Source organism: Mesorhizobium sp. P3_A10 (assembly GCF_056403175.1).
In genome coordinates, this window is sequence record NZ_JBFUFZ010000001.1 from 1,295,733 (window position 1) to 1,313,410 (window position 17,678).

The 17,678-nt window shown below is 63.3% G+C and carries 15 protein-coding genes; 11 read left to right on the forward strand and 4 right to left on the reverse strand.

Annotated features, from left to right (window positions below):
* Position 1: 1 nt before the first annotated feature.
* The 4 genes from AC1DXU_RS06255 to AC1DXU_RS06270 form a co-directional block, all read right to left on the reverse strand.
* A complete protein-coding gene (locus AC1DXU_RS06255) occupies positions 2-1,489 on the reverse strand; it encodes a hypothetical protein (protein WP_477365673.1) in 1,488 nt (495 codons plus the stop codon).
* Entirely contained in the window at positions 1,434-2,393 is a 960-nt protein-coding gene (gene fcl, locus AC1DXU_RS06260; RefSeq protein WP_477366058.1) for a GDP-L-fucose synthase, read from the reverse strand. The genes AC1DXU_RS06255 and fcl overlap by 56 nt, the downstream gene beginning before the upstream one ends.
* A gap of 18 nt (positions 2,394-2,411) precedes the next feature.
* Positions 2,412-3,482 carry a GDP-mannose 4,6-dehydratase gene (gene gmd / locus AC1DXU_RS06265; RefSeq protein ID WP_477365677.1) on the reverse strand — a complete coding sequence of 357 codons (1,071 nt, stop codon included), beginning with the start codon at positions 3,480-3,482 and terminating at the stop codon, positions 2,412-2,414.
* Between the two features lie 99 nt (positions 3,483-3,581).
* The gene (locus AC1DXU_RS06270; RefSeq protein WP_477365680.1) at positions 3,582-4,736 is read right to left on the reverse strand and encodes a dihydrodipicolinate synthase family protein; all 1,155 of its coding nucleotides are present in this window, start codon (positions 4,734-4,736) and stop codon (positions 3,582-3,584) included.
* A gap of 240 nt (positions 4,737-4,976) precedes the next feature.
* Here AC1DXU_RS06270 and AC1DXU_RS06275 point away from each other — a divergent pair, with 240 nt between their 5' ends.
* The 11 genes from AC1DXU_RS06275 (at position 4,977) to AC1DXU_RS06325 (ending at position 17,674) form a co-directional block, all read left to right on the forward strand.
* The gene (locus AC1DXU_RS06275) at positions 4,977-6,020 is read left to right on the forward strand and encodes a LacI family DNA-binding transcriptional regulator (protein WP_477313449.1); all 1,044 of its coding nucleotides are present in this window, start codon (positions 4,977-4,979) and stop codon (positions 6,018-6,020) included.
* The gene (locus AC1DXU_RS06280; RefSeq protein ID WP_477313451.1) at positions 6,017-7,033 is read left to right on the forward strand and encodes a Gfo/Idh/MocA family protein; all 1,017 of its coding nucleotides are present in this window, start codon (positions 6,017-6,019) and stop codon (positions 7,031-7,033) included. The genes AC1DXU_RS06275 and AC1DXU_RS06280 overlap by 4 nt, the downstream gene beginning before the upstream one ends.
* Positions 7,030-8,631: an acyl CoA:acetate/3-ketoacid CoA transferase gene (locus AC1DXU_RS06285; protein ID WP_477313453.1), complete on the forward strand. Its 1,602-nt coding sequence runs from the start codon at positions 7,030-7,032 to the stop codon at positions 8,629-8,631. The genes AC1DXU_RS06280 and AC1DXU_RS06285 overlap by 4 nt, the downstream gene beginning before the upstream one ends.
* Positions 8,624-9,400 (forward strand): enoyl-CoA hydratase/isomerase family protein, encoded by a 777-nt coding sequence (locus tag AC1DXU_RS06290; RefSeq protein WP_477365682.1) that lies wholly within the window; start codon positions 8,624-8,626, stop codon positions 9,398-9,400. Before AC1DXU_RS06285 ends, AC1DXU_RS06290 begins: the two co-directional genes overlap by 8 nt.
* 16 nt (positions 9,401-9,416) lie before the next feature.
* Positions 9,417-10,928, forward strand: coding sequence for an aldehyde dehydrogenase family protein (locus AC1DXU_RS06295; RefSeq protein WP_477365685.1), 1,512 nt, complete (start codon positions 9,417-9,419; stop codon positions 10,926-10,928).
* A gap of 58 nt (positions 10,929-10,986) precedes the next feature.
* The gene (locus AC1DXU_RS06300; RefSeq protein WP_477365688.1) at positions 10,987-12,240 is read left to right on the forward strand and encodes an ABC transporter substrate-binding protein; all 1,254 of its coding nucleotides are present in this window, start codon (positions 10,987-10,989) and stop codon (positions 12,238-12,240) included.
* A 135-nt stretch (positions 12,241-12,375) separates the two neighbouring features.
* Complete coding sequence (locus tag AC1DXU_RS06305) at positions 12,376-13,332, forward strand: carbohydrate ABC transporter permease (RefSeq protein ID WP_477313461.1); 957 nt, start codon at positions 12,376-12,378, stop codon at positions 13,330-13,332.
* The gene (locus AC1DXU_RS06310; RefSeq protein ID WP_477365691.1) at positions 13,329-14,273 is read left to right on the forward strand and encodes a carbohydrate ABC transporter permease; all 945 of its coding nucleotides are present in this window, start codon (positions 13,329-13,331) and stop codon (positions 14,271-14,273) included. The genes AC1DXU_RS06305 and AC1DXU_RS06310 overlap by 4 nt, the downstream gene beginning before the upstream one ends.
* A gap of 4 nt (positions 14,274-14,277) precedes the next feature.
* On the forward strand, positions 14,278-15,393 hold the full coding sequence (locus tag AC1DXU_RS06315) for an ABC transporter ATP-binding protein (RefSeq protein WP_477313465.1): 1,116 nt from the start codon (positions 14,278-14,280) through the stop codon (positions 15,391-15,393).
* Between the two features lie 5 nt (positions 15,394-15,398).
* Positions 15,399-16,916, forward strand: coding sequence for a GMC oxidoreductase (locus AC1DXU_RS06320; protein ID WP_477365694.1), 1,518 nt, complete (start codon positions 15,399-15,401; stop codon positions 16,914-16,916).
* Complete coding sequence (locus AC1DXU_RS06325) at positions 16,913-17,674, forward strand: 3-ketoacyl-ACP reductase (protein ID WP_477365697.1); 762 nt, start codon at positions 16,913-16,915, stop codon at positions 17,672-17,674. Before AC1DXU_RS06320 ends, AC1DXU_RS06325 begins: the two co-directional genes overlap by 4 nt.
* Positions 17,675-17,678: the final 4 nt, after the last annotated feature.

The following is a 17,678-nucleotide window of genomic DNA, read 5'->3' on the forward strand; positions in this document are numbered from 1 at the left end:
CTCACGTCGCTCCGAGACCACGCAGCCAGGCGAGCCGCCAACTTGCCTTGGCGATCAGGCCGGACTCCGGCCTCTTGCCCTGCAGGATCTGCCGCTTGACCTTCCTCAGGATCGGATCCGCAGGGGAGGCGGTTACCGCGCTGTCCGCCATCGCCAGCGCCCGCCCGCGGTCCGCCGTCGTTTGCTGGAGTATCCAGGCCGAACATGCCGCAGCATAGGGATAACCTGCTTCCGCAGYGGCAAGGAAGAACTCGAAATCCCCCGCAAACGGATATCTGTGCCACAGCATGTCGCCAAGCAGCCGCATGATCATCAGCGGGATTTTGGGACGTTCCCGAAACTGCCGGGTCATCACGGATTTCAAGACAGTTTCGCCCGAAGCATAGTCGCGCTCGCGAAAATATGCCGAGGCGATCTTCAAGGCATAGGCATCGTTTTCCGGATCAAGCGCATAGGCCTTGTCCAGGACCTCACGTGCCTGCTTGGGCGCGATCTTGTCTTCCATCGCCAAGAGTGCCGCCTGATAGCCGAAGGCGGCTTCGCGCGGATGATAATGCGCCTGGCGATCCTCCAATTCATCGAGGATGATCTTCGCGGCCCGCGGCGCATCGAACAAGGCAGCCGCGCGTATGAGGGGGACATCGCCCATCAACGACGCTATCTGCGCGAAGATGCTGCTTCCCGAATAGATTTGCCGGCAGCGCGCCATCAGCGCCATCTCGAAGAATGATTTCAAGGTCTCGTCCTCAAATGCGTCGGCGCCGAAATCGCTGCTCAGCACCGCGCCGGTTTCGGCCTTGAGATAGTCGAGCGTCGGACGGTGCTGCCCGATCAGCAGGGTCGCCATGCCCATCGACGAAAGCTGCGAGACGATCGCCCTGGCCAGCGTCGACGGGATCACCTTTCCGGCAAAGACCAGGCTCGCGCGATGCTTGCCGTGCACGATGTCGCCGCTGCGCAGGTGAAGTGCTGCCGTCGGACCGGCAAACCGGCTGCCATTGGCGGCGTCGATGGCCACTTTCACCACCGTTGAATAATCGAAGCTGCGCAGTGTTGCTGACCGGCCAACGAGTTGCGTCGGATCGCCGCGATAGTGGCTTAGGATGTGAAAATCATCGCAAATCCAACCGCGCAGCTTCCTCTCTTTCGCGACCTCTCCAAGACTGCGCCCGGCAAGGGCGGCCGCGTCGAGAATGCCGAAATTGGACGCCTTGACCTTTTCGCCCAGCCAATGCCTTTCGATGAAATCGGACGAAAAAATTTTGTCGGCAGTATCGACGACGTGGAACGCCTTGTCGGCGATGGCCTTTCGGTTCCAGGTGAAGCCGAAGCGATAGCCGAATGTGTCGGCCAGCGTTTTGGCATTCGCCATCGCCAGTAGACGGCCGCCCAAGCCATCGTCCCTGGTCGCGGCAATCAGCGTCGAAAGGGGATCACGCGGTTTCGCGCCGGACGTCGCCCTTTTCCACGTGGCGGAGAAACCACTCATATGTCTGTTCCAATCCACTGCGAAGCGAGTATCCGGGCCTCCAGCCGGTCGCAAACAGGCGCGACACATCCATCAGCTTGCGCGGCGTCCCGTCCGGCTTCGTCGGATCGAAGGTGATCGCGACATCGGCGCCGACGACGGTTGCGACAGTGCGGGCGAGCTCGGCAATGGTGATATCCTTCCCCGAGCCGACATTGACGTGGCTGTCGGCGGAATAAGTCTTCAGCAGCCAGATTAGCGCGTCGGCGGCGTCGTCGACATGCAGGAACTCGCGCATCGGCGTGCCCGATCCCCAGACCTCGAGGGTCTTGCCGCCAGCGCGCTTGGCATCATGCGCCTTGCGCATCAGCGCCGGTATGACATGGCTGCTGGAGAGGTCGAAATTGTCGCCCGGGCCAAAGAGACTGGCCGGCATTGCCGATATGTAGTCGACGCCATGTTGGCGCCGATAAGCCTGGCACAGTTTCAGCCCGGCGATCTTGGCGATCGCATAGGCTTCGTTGGTGGGTTCGAGCGGGCCGGTCAGCAAAGCATCTTCCGAGATCGGTTGCGCCGCGAACTTCGGGTAGATGCAGGACGAGCCAAGAAACAGCAGTTTGCCCACCTCGCTGCGAAAGGCGCCGTCGATGACATTGCTCTGCAGGACGAGATTTTCATGCAGGAAATCCGCCGGGAACCGGTCATTGGCCAGAATGCCGCCGACCTTGGCGGCAGCCAACACCACGGCATCCGGCCTGTGCTCGGCCATCCAGCGCCGCACACCGGCCTGATCGAGAAGATCGAGCCGGTCACGAGATACGGTCAGGACCTCGCAGCCCTCGGACGCCAGCCGGCGCACAATCGCCGCGCCGACCATGCCGCGATGCCCGGCGACGAAAACCCGCTTGCCCTGAAGTTCAAACATGTCGCCCATCAGCGCATCCTATGCCGAGCGACCGCTCTGCCCTGTGCCGCCAATGGCGCGCGCCAGATCTGCCTGCACCATTTCCGCCACCAGATCCCTGAAGCCGACCGTATGCGACCAGCCCAGCCTGGCCTTGGCCTTGGCGGCGTCACCGACGAGATGGTCGACCTCGGTCGGCCGGAAATAGCGCGGGTCGATGCGCACCAGGGCGGCGCCCGAACTGGCATCGACGCCCACTTCATCAACACCCTTGCCTTGCCAGGCAATGGCGCGCCCGGTCTCCGCGAAGGCCAGCTCGACGAATTCGCGCACGGAATGCGCCTCGCCTGTCGCCAGCACGAAATCGTCTGCCTCGGTGTGCTGCAGGATACGCCACATCCCCTCCACATAGTCACGCGCATGACCCCAGTCGCGCCGGGCATCGATGTTGCCGAGATAGAGGGTTTCCTGCAGCCCGCGATGGATTGCAGCGACAGCCCGCGTGATCTTGCGGGTGACGAAGGTCTCGCCGCGCGTCGGGCTCTCGTGGTTGAACAGGATGCCGTTGGCGGCAAACATGCCATAGGCCTCGCGATAGTTGACCGTGATCCAGTAGGCGTAAAGCTTGGCGGCGGCATAGGGCGAACGCGGATGGAAGGGCGTGGTCTCGCTCTGCGGGACTTGCTGCGCTTTGCCGTAAAGTTCCGATGTCGAGGCCTGATAAAAGCGCACCGACCTTTCCAGGCCGAGAATGCGGATGGCTTCGAGCAGCCTCAGCGTTCCCAACGCATCGGCATTGCCGGTGTATTCAGGCGTCTCGAAACTCACCTGGACATGGCTTTGGGCGCCGAGATTGTAGATCTCGCTCGGCTGCGTTTCCTGCACCAGGCGGATCAGATTGGTCGCATCGGTGAGGTCGCCATAGTGCAGGAAGAAACGGGCGCCGCGCTCATGCGGATCGACATAGATGTCGTCGACGCGCTCGGTGTTGAACGAGGATGAACGGCGTTTGACGCCATGGACGACATAGCCTTTCTGCAGCAGCAGTTGCGCCAGATAGGCTCCGTCCTGACCGGTCACGCCGGTAATGAGAGCCACTTTGTCCGTCATCGCTGTGTTTCGTCCGCTTCCGATCGCGCATAGCGAATACAGATTTGCCCGGACAAGGCAAATCCGTGGCCTTGGACCAGAAGCGGTCAGCTGCCGTGATCAGATACCAGCCACCGTGCAGAAGCTTCTCATTCGGGCGACCGCAAGCTCCGGATCGGCCAGCAACCCAGCCTGATCGGCAAGCCGGAACAAATCGGCATAGTGGCGGATGCCGCGTGCCGATTGCATGCCGCCGACCATGGTAAAGTGGTCCTGATGGCCGTTCAGCCACGCCATGAAGACGATGCCGGCCTTGTAATATTCGGTCGGCGCCTCGAAGATTTTCCGCGACAGCGGCACGGTCGGCGCCATCAGCGCGTCGTAGCCGGCGCGGTCGCCCTCGGCGAGCTTCGCCAGCGCGGCAGTGGCAACCGGCGCGATGGCGTCGAAAATGCCGAGCAGCGCGTGCGAGTGTCTTTCGCCGTCGCCGGCAATCAGTTCGGGGTAGTTGAAGTCGTCGCCGGTGAACATGATGACGCCGTCAGGCAGCTTATTGCGCAGCGCGATCTCCTTGCCGGCATCGAGCAGCGATATTTTTATCCCCTCCACCTTGTCGGTATGGCGTTCGATGATGGCGACGACCGTATCGAGCGCGGCGTCGAAATCGTGGCTGCCCCAGTAGCCTTTCAGGGCCGGATCGAACATGTCGCCCAGCCAGTGCAGGATGACCTTGCCGGAGGCCTGGCTCAGGATTCGATCGTACACACGTGCATAGTCGTCCGGGCTCTTGGCAACGGCCGCCAGCGCGCGGCTGGCCATCATGATTGCCTTGCCGCCGAGGCCTTCGATGAAACCGAACTGTTCCTCATAGGCAGCAATAACATCGTCGAGCGTCCGGGCGGCGCCCGGCGCCAGATGGTCGGTGCCGGCGCCCGAAGCGAGATCGGCGCCGTCGACGGTGCGCGCCTCGGCAATCGAGCGGCGGATCAACTCCCGCGCATTCGACCAGTCGAAACCCATGCCGCGCTGCGACGTGTCCATCGCTTCGGCGATGCGGAAGCCGAGCCGCCACAGATGATGGCGAAACGCCATCGTGCGTTCCCAGTCGACCGCCGGCTTGGCCCAAGGATCGGTCATGGCGAACGGATCGGCAACGACGTGGGCGGCAGCATAGGCGATGCGTGAAAACCGCGCGCCGATCGCCGGTTGCACCGGCTGACCGACGAGGCGGTAGCGGTCGCTGCGACCGCCCTCTCCTGGCAAGGAAATGTCCATCGATCTCTCCCTTGGTCGTGCCTATAAATGGAACGTTCCAATAGATCAAGACCCTTTATGATTCATGGTTCGATGCGCCACAAATGCTGCAACGCAGCACGAAAACCCTTGATGGCGGCCATGCTCAGGCACTTTCCGGTCAAATTTTCAGATTTGGAAAATTTCCCGTTGACTCAAATTCACGACCGGTATTAGAACGTTCCAATAAATTCGATCATAATGCCGGGAGGATGCATCTGGATGGCCAGCCGGGCCAAGTCGACGATACTCGACATCGCTCGCGAAGCGGGCGTGTCCAAGTCGACGGTATCGCTCGTGCTGCAGGGCAGCGGGCTGATCCGGCCTGAAACCGCAAGCAAGGTTCGCAAGGCGATCGAGGATGTCGGCTATGTCTACAACCGCGGCGCCGCCAATCTGCGCAAGTCTCATTCCAACGTCATCGGCATGGTCATCAACGATCTCACCAACCCTTTTTTCGCCGAACTGGCGGTCGGCATGGAGCGCGTCTTCCAGTCGGCCGGAATCGTGCCGTTCATCGCCAACACGGCTGAAAATCCCGTGCGCCAGGAAGAAGTGCTGAAGTCGCTGATGGAGCAAGGTGTCGCCGGACTGATCGTGTCGCCGGCGCGCGGCACGACGCCGGGCGCGTTCCGGCGCATCGAGGCGGCGGGCCTTCCCGTCGTCTTCGCCATGCGTCGTCTTCCCGAAAGCCGCATCCCGGTGATCGCACCGGACAATCATCGCGGTGCCTATCTCGCCACCGCCCATCTGATCGGCAAGGGGCATCGCCGGCTGGCCTTCTTCGGCGGCTCGTCTGATCTGGTGGTCTATCACGAGCGTCGCGGGGGTTTTCGCGAGGCCTGCGCGGCGCTTGGCATCGCTGCAGCGGATACGCTGGTCGTCGAAGGCGAGACCAACCGCAGGGGCGGCATTGCATGTCTGGAAACGGCTCTTGCACTGGCCGAGCCGCCGACTGCGGCATTGTGCTTCAACGATGCGGTCGCCTTTGGCGTCATGCTGGCGCTGCGTAAGCGCGGGCTCGAGCCCGGCGCGGATTTCGCTGTCGTCGGCTTCGATGACGTGGTCGAGGCCGAGCACTATATGCCGGCGCTGACCAGCGTTTCGGTGGACACGGCAGGCCTCGGCGAGCGCGCCGCCCATGTCATGCTGAAGATGATCCAGTCGCGCACCACGCGCGCCGAGGATCATATCGGCGCCGTCAACCTCGTGGTCAGGGACAGTTGCGGTCCCGATCGCCGCGCCGGACTGGGAGACGCGGCATGACCGTCAGATGGGGACTGATCGGCGCCAGCACGATCGCCAAACAGTTCATGATCGGCGCCATCCGCGCGCAAGCCGGTGGCGAGATCGCGGCGGTGATGAGCTCCAGCCCGGAGCGCGCCACGTCCTATGCCAGCGAAAACGGCATTCCGCTCGGCGTCTCGACACTCGATGGGTTGCTGAAATCGGACATCGACGCTGTCTACATCTCGACCACCAACGAGTTGCATCTCGAACAGGCGCTGGCCGCCATCAAGGCGGGAAAACATGTGCTGTGCGAAAAGCCGCTGGCCCTGACCAGCACTGATGCGCGCAAGATGCTCGCAGCCGCGAAAGCCGCCGGAATCGTGCTCGGCACCAACCATCATCTGCGCAATGCCGGCTCGCATCGGGCGATGCGCGACGCCATCGCAGCCGGCCGCATCGGCAAGCCGATCGCGGCGCGCGTGTTCCACTCCGTCTATCTGCCGGAAAACCTCCAGGGCTGGCGCATCGCCAGGCCGGAGGCTGGTGGCGGCGTGGTGCTCGACATCACCGTGCACGATGCCGACACGCTGCGCTTTGTGCTTGGCGACGATCCCTCGGAGATTTCCGCCTTCACGCAGACCGCGGGCATGGCCGGCGGCGGGCTGGAAGATGGCGCCATGTGCATCTGGCGTTTCAAGTCTGGGGTCATCGCCCAGTCGCACGAAGGCTTCACCACCAAATTCGCAGGCACCGGCTTTGAGGTGCATGGCAGCGAGGGCTCGTTGATCGCCAGCAATGTGATGACGCAGAAGCCGGTCGGCACGGTGCTGCTGCGCACCGCAAAGGGCGAGGAAGAATTGAGCTTCGATCGCGAAGATCTCTATGCCCGTTCGCTGCGCCAGTTCCATGCCGCGATCCGCGGCGAAGGCCAGCCGTCCGCCACGGGCGACGACGGCGTCTGGTCGCTGACATCAGCCGAAGCGGCATTGCAGTCGGCCAAATCCGGCAAGGCGGTCGCGATCGATCCGAAACTCGGGAGTGCCGCTTGAGCAAGCTCGTCTCCGCGGCGCAGGCCGCCAGCCTGATCAAGGACGGCATGGTCGTGTCCGTGTCGTCGTCGAGCGGCCTTGGCTGCCCGGATGCGGTGCTCGCCGCCATCGGCGAGCGCTTCGGCGCGGAAGGCCATCCGAAGAACATAACCACGCTGCACCCGATCGCCGCCGGCGACATGTACGGCATCAAAGGCATCGATCATCTGGCCAAGCCTGGCCTGTTGAAGCGCACTTTGTGCGGCTCCTATCCGTCGGGCCCCTCCTCGTCCGAACCGCCGCAGATCTGGAAGATGATCGGCGACAATTCGGTCGCCGCCTACAATGTTCCGTCCGGCATATTGTTCGACATGCACCGCGAGGCCGCGGCCAAGCGGCCGGGCGTGCTGACCAAGGTCGGACTCGATACTTTTGCCGACCCGCGTCATCAGGGTTGCGCCATGAACGCGGCGGCCAGCGAGCCGATCGTTTCGGTGCAGCAGTTCGACGGCGAGGAATGGCTCTATTTCCGTTCGATCGTCCCGCACGTCTCGATCATTCGCGCCACCACCGCCGACGAGCGCGGCAACCTCACCTATGAGCATGAGGGCGCCTATCTCGGCGGTCTTGAGCAGGCGCTTGCCGCCCGCAACAATGGCGGCGTCGTCATCGCGCAGGTCAAGCGTGTCGTCGAGAACGGCACGCTGAAGCCGCATGACGTGCGCGTGCCCGGCGTGCTGGTCGACCATATCGTCGTCGCGCCCGACCAGTTGCAGACGACCCTGACGCCCTACGACCCGGCCATATCAGGCGAAATCTTCCGGCCGTTGTCGAGCTTCCGCAACGCCGAGATGAACGTCCAGAAGGTCATCGCGCGCCGCGTCGCCCTGGAATTGCGCGACGGCATGGCCGTCAACATCGGCTTCGGCATCTCCGCCAACGTGCCGCGCATCCTCTTGGAGGAAGGCCAGCACGGCAAGGTCACCTGGGTGATCGAACAGGGTGCCGTCGGCGGCGTGCCGCTGCTCGACTTCAAATTCGGTTGCTCATCGAACGCCGACGCCTTCATGCCCTCGCCGCACCAATTCATCTATTTCCAGGCCGGCGGTTTCGACGCCTCGCTTTTGTCCTTCCTGCAGATCGACCGCCACGGCTCGGTCAACGTCTCCAAGCTTTCGGCACGGCCGCATGTCACCGCCGGCGCCGGTGGCTTTGTCGATATCACCGCGCGGGCAAAGAAGATTGTTTTCTCGGGCTTCTTCAACGCCGGGGCCAAACTGTCGCTGGCCGATGGCGGCATTCGCATCGACGCGGAAGGCAAGGTCAAGAAGGTGGTCGCAGAGGTCGAGCACATCTCCTTCTCCGGCAAGCGCGCGGTGGCGCAGGGTCAGGACATCACCTACGTTACCGAGCGCTGCGTGATGAAGCTGACGCCCGAAGGTCTGGTGGTGACTGAACTCGCACCGGGCATCGATCTCCAGCGCGATGTGCTGGCGCAAGCGGAAATTCCGCTTGGCGTCGCCAAGGACCTCAAGGTGACGCCATCCGCACTCTATCAGGACGGACCGATCGGCCTGTCGCTCAATGGCGGCGCTTCACTTGGAGGCGGGCATGGCTGAGCGTCTCGTCACCTTCGAGCAGGACGGCGCCATCGGCATTGTCACGCTGCGCCGGCCGGAGAAATTCAACGCCCTCGATATCCCGATGCTGCGTGCACTGGACGCTGCGCTCGACGAGGCGGAGGCTGCGGAGGGCGTGCGCGTCATGCTGCTCTGCGGCGAAGGCAAGGGCTTTTGCGCCGGCGGCGATGTCGAGGCCTGGGCGCAGATGAGCGCCGCCGATTTTCAGGTGCAATGGGTGCGCTATGGCCACCGCGTCTTCGACCGGCTGGCGCGGCTCAGGCAGCCAACCATCGCCGTTCTGTCCGGCCATGCGTTGGGCGGTGGGCTGGAACTGGCTGTGGCTTGCGACTTCCGTGTCGCCGAGGCGCAGGTGAAACTGGGTTTCCCCGAGACATCGATCGGCGTCGTCCCCGGATGGTCCGGCACGCAGCGCGCCGTGCGCCGCTTCGGTGCCCAGACCGTGCGCCGCATGGCGCTCGGCGGCGAGGTTTTTCTGGCGATGGAGGCCCTTGCGCTGAGCATCGTCGACCGAGTGGTTGAAACCGGCAAAGGCCAAGCGGAAGCCAAGGCCTGGGCCGAAAAAATCGCCGAGCGCGGCCCGCTGGCGACGGAAGCTGCCAAGCTGATGATCGCTGTGGCCGAAGGCGAAGAGAGCGCTGCAGCTGTCGAAGCATTGGCCAGCGGCTTCATCGCCCTGACCGGCGATCTCAAGGCTGGCGTCGACGCTTTCAAGGCCAAGCAGAAGCCCACATTTTCAAGATCCTAGAGAAGAACAAAACCCGATGAACGCACCCCTCAAGATCGCCATGCCCGCCGAGGCATCCGCAGCGCCGAAGACCTACCGGCTGCTGATCGACGGCAAGCATGTCGACGCCCGTGACGGCCGCACGCTGGAGCGCAAGAGCCCGGGCCATGGCTTCACCGTCTCGCACTATGCACAGGCTGGCGAGGCCGAAGTGGACGCTGCGGTACAAGCCGCGCACAAGGCGTTCGAAACCGGCCCGTGGCCGCGCATGAAGGCAGCCGAGCGCGCCGCGATCCTGCTTAAGGCAGCCGACCTGATCGAGGCGCGGCTGGAAGAAATCGCCCGGCTCGATGCGCTGGAATCCGGCAAGCCGATCGCCCAGGCGCGCGGCGAGATCGGCGGCGCCGTCGACATCTGGCGCTATGCGGCAGCACTTGCCCGTACGCTCTCCGGCGAATCCTACGCCAATCTCGGCGACGCCATGTTGGGCGTCGTGCTGCGCGAGCCTATCGGCGTCGTCTCGATCATCACGCCATGGAATTTCCCCTTCCTGATCGTCAGCCAGAAACTGCCTTTCGCGCTGGCCGCCGGCTGCACGGCCGTGGTCAAGCCGAGCGAGATGACCTCGGCCTCGACCTTCGTGCTCGGCGACATCCTGCTGCAGGCCGGCGTGCCGAAGGGCGTCGTCAACATTCTCGCCGGTCTTGGCGCCGATGTCGGCGCGCCGATGGTCAGCCATCCGCTGGTCGAGATGGTGTCTTTCACCGGCTCCACCCGCGTTGGCAAGATGACCATGGCCGCGGCCGCGCAGTCGCTGAAGAAAGTCTCGATGGAACTCGGCGGCAAGAACGGCCAGATCGTCTTCCCCGACGCAGACCTCAAGGCGGCCGCCGACGCGGCTGTCTTCGGCGGCTTTTTCAACGCCGGCGAATGCTGCAATGCTGGCAGCCGGCTGATCGTACATGAGGCGATCGCCGACGACTTCCTCGCCGCCGTCAAGGCACTCACTGCCAAGGTGGTCGTTGGCGATCCGCTCGACGACCGCACCAAGGTCGGCGCGATGATTTCCGCCGACCATCTGGCAAAGGTAGCCGGCTATGTCGCGGCGGCGGCAGTTGATGGCAGCCAGGTCTACAGCGGCGGCAAGCAGCTCGCCTCGAGCGCCGGCCAGTATCTCGATCCGACCATCGTCCGTGGCGTCACCGAGGACATGGCTATCGCGCGCGAGGAAGTGTTCGGACCGGTGCTCTCGGTGCTGACTTTTGGATCGATTGAAAAGGCGTTGCACATCGCCAACAACACGCCCTATGGTTTGTCGGCGGGTGTGTGGAGCGCCAGCATCGACACTTGCATGTCGGTGGCGCGGGGTGTGCGTTCGGGAACCGTGTGGGTGAATACGTTCATGGAAGGTTATCCCGAGCTGCCTTTCGGAGGCTACAAGCAATCCGGTCTCGGACGCGAACTCGGCAAGCGCGCCGTCGAGGACTATACCGAGGAAAAGACAATCCAGTTTCATCGCGGCCAGCGCACCGGTTGGTGGGTCGGCTGAGTTGGGAGACCCCGGCGGACATCCGCCGGTTATGTGCATGCAACAAGGGAGGAAGTACATGTTGCGCAAACTGCTTATCGGAACGGCTCTCGCATCGGGCCTGGCTTTCGCGGCCCATGCCGAGGACGTCAAGGAAGTGCAGATGCTGCATTGGTGGACGTCGGGCGGCGAAGCGGCTGCTCTCAACGTCCTCAAGGGCGACCTAGCCAAGGAAGGCTTTGCCTGGAAGGACGTGCCGGTGGCCGGCGGCGGCGGCGACGCTGCCATGACCGCGCTGAAGGCGATGGTCGCGGCCGGCAACTACCCGACCGCGTCGCAGATGCTCGGCTATACCGTGCTCGATTATGCCGCTGCCGGCGTCATGGGCGACCTGACCGAGACGGCGAAGAAGGAAGGCTGGGACAAGTCGGTTCCGGCGGCCCTGCAGAAGTTCTCGGTCTATGACGGCAAGTGGGTCGCGGCTCCGGTCAACGTCCACTCGGTCAACTGGCTGTGGATCAACAAGGCGGTCATGGACAAGATCGGCGGCACCGAGCCGAAGACCTTCGACGACTTCGTTGCCCTGCTCGACAAGGCCAAGGCGGCAGGCGTGATCCCGCTCGCTCTCGGCGGTCAGAACTGGCAGGAAGCCACCATGTTCGACTCGGTCGTGCTGTCGACCGGCGGACCTGAGTTCTACAAGAAGGCCTTCAACGACCTCGACGACGCGTCCCTCAAATCCGACACGATGAAGAAGTCGTTCGACAACCTCGCCAAGCTCGTCACCTATGTCGACCCGAACTTCTCGGGCCGCGACTGGAACCTTGCCACCGCTATGGTCATCAAGGGCGATGCCCTGGTGCAGGTCATGGGTGACTGGGCCAAGGGCGAGTTCCACGCCGCCAACAAGACCCCGGGCACGGACTTCCTGTGCTATCGCTTCCCGGGCACCGACGGCTCCGTGGTCTACAACTCCGACATGTTCGGCATGTTCAACGTTCCGGACGACCGCAAGGCTGCCCAGATCGCGTTGGCCACCGCCACGCTGTCGAAGAGCTTCCAGTCGGCCTTCAACGTCGTCAAAGGTTCGGTTCCGGCCCGTACCGACGTTCCGGACACCGACTTCGACGCTTGCGGCAAGAAGGGCATCGCTGACCTGAAGGCTGCCAATGATGGCGGCACGCTGTTCGGTTCGCTCGCCCAGGGCTATGGCGCGCCTCCGGCGGTAGCCAATGCCTATAAGGACGTCGTGTCGAAGTTCGTCCATGGTCAGATCAAGACCTCGGACGAGGCCGTGACCGAACTGGTCAAGGCGATCGACGACGCCAAGTAAGCGCCGCATATGAAAACCTTCCCCGCTCCGGCGGGGAAGGTTCCATCTCACGGTTGGCCGGCCCTCGCGTCGACCAGAAACCCGTAAGCACGTCTTCCCGCCACGCGGTCGGACGGCCCAGAACGGGAGGAGCTCATGAGCACGCTAGCAACAAGCCAGATCAAGCTGACGCCGGAGCATGCCCGGCCGCGCGCCTCCGTGCGCTCGCGGCTGCAGGACGCCCTGCCGAAGATCGTGCTGGCGCCGAGCTTCGCCATCACCATTGTCTTCGTCTACGGCTTCATCCTGTGGACGATCTATCTGTCCTTCACCAATTCCAAGACCTTCCCGTCCTATGTCATCACCGGTTCGCGCGCCTATCAGCGGCTGTGGGGATGGACCTTCGACACCGACCCGCCATCGAGCTGGTACACGTCGATCACCAACATGGGCATTTTCGGTTTTCTCTACATTTTCATCTGCCTGGCGCTCGGCCTGTTCCTGGCCATCCTGCTTGACCAGAAAATCCGCGGCGAAGGCGTGCTGCGCCCGATCTACCTCTACCCGATGGCGCTCTCCTTCATCGTCACCGGCGTCGCCTGGAAATGGTTCCTCGATCCCGGCCTCGGCCTTGAACAAACCTTGCATCAGTGGGGTTGGACGAGCTTCCATTTCGACTGGATCAAGAACAAGGATTTCGTCATCTACACCGTGGTCATCGCCGGCGTCTGGCAGGCCTCCGGCTTCATCATGGCGATGTTCCTGGCCGGCCTGCGCGGCATCGACGGCGAGATCATGAAGGCGGCGCAGATCGATGGCGCCACCACCTTCCAGCTTTATCGCCGCATCGTCATTCCGCTGTTGCGGCCGATCTTCCTGTCGGCCTTCATCGTGCTCGCCCACCTCGCCATCAAGTCGTACGATCTGGTGGTGGCGCTGACCAGCGGCGGGCCGGGCGGCTCGGCCTGGCTGCCGTCGAATTTCATGTACGAGTACACCTTCAAGCGCAACGAGATGGCCGTCGGCTCGGCCAGCGCTGTGATCATGCTGATGACCATCGTCGCCATCATCGTGCCCTACCTCTATTCCGAACTCAGGGAGAAACCGCGATGAGCGCTGTCGCCACCCCTGCCCGCCAGGCCTCCGGCGGCGTCAACATGAAGATCGTCAACCGTGTCGTCATCTACGGGCTGCTGGCGCTGTTTGCGCTGTTCTACCTGATGCCGCTGTTCGTCATGCTGGTGACCTCGTTCAAGACAATGGACGAGATCCAGAACGGCAACATGCTGGCGCTGCCCAAGGCGCCGACCTTCGATCCATGGTTCAAGGCCTGGGGCGAGACCTGCGTCGGCCTCACCTGCGCCGGCATCAAGGGTTATTTCTGGAACTCCATCAAGATGGTGGTTCCGGCCGTGTTGATTTCGACCATGCTCGGCGCGCTGAACGGCTACGTGCTGACCAAATGGCGCTTCCGTGGCGCAACGCTGGTGTTCGGGCTGATGCTGTTCGCCTGCTTCATCCCGTTCCAGTCGGTGCTGTTGCCGATGGCGACGATCCTTGGCAGCGTCGGCCGCTTCGGCGTGACGCTGCAGAACTCGGTCGGAACAAGCTTCGGTCTCGGCAATTCGACCGTCAACCTCGTCTTCGTCCACGTTGTCTACGGCATCGGCTTCACCACGCTGTTCTTCCGCAATTACTACGAGGCGTTCCCGACCGAATTGATCAAGGCTGCACAGGTCGACGGCGCTTCCTTCTTCCAGATATTCCGTCGCATCATGCTGCCGAACTCGATGCCGATCTTCGTCGTCACCGTGATCTACCAGTTCACCAACATCTGGAACGACTTCCTGTTCGCCTCCGCCTATGCCGGCACCGGCGACTCGATGCCGATGACGGTGGCGCTCAACAACGTCGTCAACACCTCGACCGGCGTCGTCGAATACAACGTCAACATGGCGGCGGCGATGATCGCCGCACTGCCCACCCTTCTCGTCTACGTCGTCGCCGGCCGCTACTTCGTGCGTGGCCTGATGGCGGGCGCGGTCAAAGGATAATCTGATGGCTTTTCTGGAAATTGATGGATTGAGGAAGCGCTTCGGCCAGGTCGAGATCCTGAAAGGGATCGACGTCGAATTGGAAAAAGGCGGCTTCCTGGTGCTGGTCGGCCCCTCCGGCTGTGGCAAGTCCACGCTGCTCAACACCATCGCCGGGCTGGAGACGATCACCTCGGGCGAAATCCGTGTCGACGGCCGCCAGATCAACGATCTGCATCCGTCCAAGCGTGACATCGCCATGGTGTTCCAGAGCTACGCGCTCTACCCGAACATGACAGTGGCCGGGAACATCTCTTTCGGCATGGAGATGCGTGGCGTGCCGGCGGACGAGCGCCAGAAGGCGATCGACAAGGTGGCCAAAGTGCTGCAGATCGGCCACCTCCTGCAGCGCAAACCAAGCCAGCTTTCCGGCGGCCAGCGCCAGCGCGTCGCCATGGGCCGGGCGCTGGTGCGCGACCCCAAACTGTTCCTGTTCGATGAGCCTCTCTCCAACCTCGACGCCAAGCTGCGCGTCGACATGCGCATCGAGATCAAGCGCCTGCACGCCACGACCGGAACCACCATCGTCTACGTCACCCACGACCAGATCGAGGCGATGACGCTGGCCACCAAGATCGCTGTCATGCGCGACGGCGAGGTGCAGCAGTTCGGCACCCCGGCCGAAATCTATAACAACCCGACCAATCTGTTCGTCGCCGACTTCATGGGTTCGCCGGCGATGAACCTGATCCCGGCAACGATCGGCGCCAGCGGCAACGCGCTTTCCGTGGTGCTGCAGCGCGAGGCGCGCGAGCCGATCTCGCTGCCAATGGCCAATGCGCCGGCGGGCCTGTCGGCATTCCAGGGCAAGCAGATCATCTTCGGCGTCCGCCCGGAAGCGCTGACCGATCCGGAAGGTGCCGAGCGCAATGCGTCGAACATTGCCACAGCCGACTGTCATATCGAAGTGGTGGAACCGGCGGGTTCCGACACCTTTGCCGTCACCAATCTCGGCGGCAAGGGCGTGGTGGCGCGGCTGCGCGCCGATGCCAACATCCAGCCGGGCACCAGCACGCCGCTCGCCTTCAACCTGACCAAGGCAGTGTTCTTCGATCCGGCGACCGAGAACCGCATTCGCTGACGACGATGGCAAATCCCGACATCGTCATCATCGGCTCCGGCATTGGCGGCGCCACGATCGCCTCCGGCCTTGCCGGCAGCGGCGCGTCGATCCTGATGCTGGAGCGCGGCGAGAAGCTGCCGGTGACGCCGCATGCGCGCGACACCCGTTCGATCTTCGTCGACGGCCACTACCGGCCGAGGGAGATGTGGCGCGAGGCCGGCGGCGCCGCCTTCAACCCCGGCAACTACTACTATGTCGGCGGCAACTCGAAATTCTATGGCGCAGTGCTGATCCGCTACCGCAAGGAAGATTTCGCCGCCATGGAGCACTTCGGCGGCATCTCGCCGGCCTGGCCGTTTTCCTATGACGAATTCGAACCCTGGTACTCGAAGGCCGAGCAGCTGTTTCGCGTGCACGGCACGTTGGGCGAAGACCCGACCGAGCCGTTCCATTCGCTTCCTTATGCCTTCAAGCCGGTGCCGGACGAAGCGCCGATCGCGCGCGCCCGCGCCGAACTGAAGAGCCTCGGCCTGCATCCGGCGTCGCTGCCGCTCGGCGTCGACATCGACACCTGGCTGAAGGAGGGCAAGACCGGCTGGGACGCGTTTCCCAACACCGGCCAGGGCAAGGTTGATGCACAAACCGGACCGCTGGCGACCGCGCTGACCGACACCAACATTAGGCTCGAAACCGGCGCCTATGTCGAGTATCTCGAAGCTTCGGCCGACGGCAAGACCATTGCCACCATTCACTACAGGCAGAACGGCACGCTGAAGAAGGTGTCGCCAAAACTGGTGATCCTGTCTGCCGGTGCGGTCAATTCTGCCGTCATCCTGCTGCGCTCGCCCTCACCCAACAATGGCACGGGAGCGGGCAAGGGCCTCGCCAACCGTTCCGACCAGGTCGGCCGCAATTTCATGAACCACAATTCGAGCGCCATGCTGGCGATCGATCCGCGCCGCAGGAACGATGCCGTCTACCAGAAGACGCTGATGCTGAACGACTACTACCTGTCCGACGGCAAGGGCGGCAAGCCGCTCGGCAATGTGCAGCTGCTCGGCAAGATCGACGGCAACATGCTGAAGGCCAACGTCAAGCTCGCGCCAAAATTCGCGCTGGATTACATGGCCGGCCACGCCGTCGACTGGTACCTGATGTGCGAGGATTTGCCCGATCCCGAAAGCCGCATCATGGTCGACGGCAAGGACATCGTCATGCAGTGGCGGCGCTCCAACATGCAGTCGCTCGATGGGCTGACCAAGGTGATGCGCCAAAATTTCCGCGCCTGCGGTTACCCGATCGTGCTGTCGCGCCCCTTCGACAAGCGCACGCCCTCGCACCAGTGCGGCACGGTGAAGATGGGCAATGACCCGGCCACCTCGCCGCTCGATCCGTTCTGCCGTGCCTACGACCACCAGAACCTGTTCGTCGTCGACGGTGGCTTCCTGCCGACTTCGGCTGCAGTGAACCCGGCGCTGTCAATCGCGGCCCAGGCGCTGCGCGTGGCGGACCATATCCGCAAGACGGAGCTTGCGGCATGACCCGCCCGGCGGTCATCGTCACCGGCGGCGCGCGTGGCATTGGCCTCGCCTGCGCCGAGGCGCTGGCCGATGCCGGCTTCGACATTTTGATTGCCGACCTCGCCGAAGAACCCGCAGAGGGGCTTGCCGCCGACATGATCGGGCGTGGCGCGAAATTCGCCTATGCCCGCTGCGACATCGCCGACCTCGATGGTCATGCAGCCCTTGTCGACACGGCCACAACCGTCTTCGGCCGCATCGACTGTCTGGTCAACAATGCCGGCATCGGCGCCGTCGTGCGCGGTGACCTGCTGGAGCTGAAGCCGGAGAATTTCGACCGCGCCCTCGGCATCAATCTGCGCGGCACCGTGTTCCTCAGCCAGGTCGTCGCCAAGGCAATGCTGGCCACTCCCGGCGATCACCCGAAATCGATCATCACCATCACTTCGGTTAGCGCCGAAATGGCCTCGCCGGAGCGATCCGACTACTGCATCTCGAAAGCCGGGCTCTCGATGTGGGTGAAGACCCTGGCGCTCAGGCTCGCCCCGGAAAACATCGGCGTGTTCGAGGTACGGCCGGGCATCATCCGCACCGACATGACGTCGGGTGTATCAGCCAAATACGATGCGCTGATCGACAGTGGGCTGGTGCCTGCAAAACGCTGGGGCGAAGGCACTGACATCGGCGCCGTGGTAGCGACCCTGGCTGGCGGCAAACTCGGCTTTTCCACCGGCTCGATCATCAATGTCGACGGCGCACTCTCGGTGCCGCGGCTGTGAACGG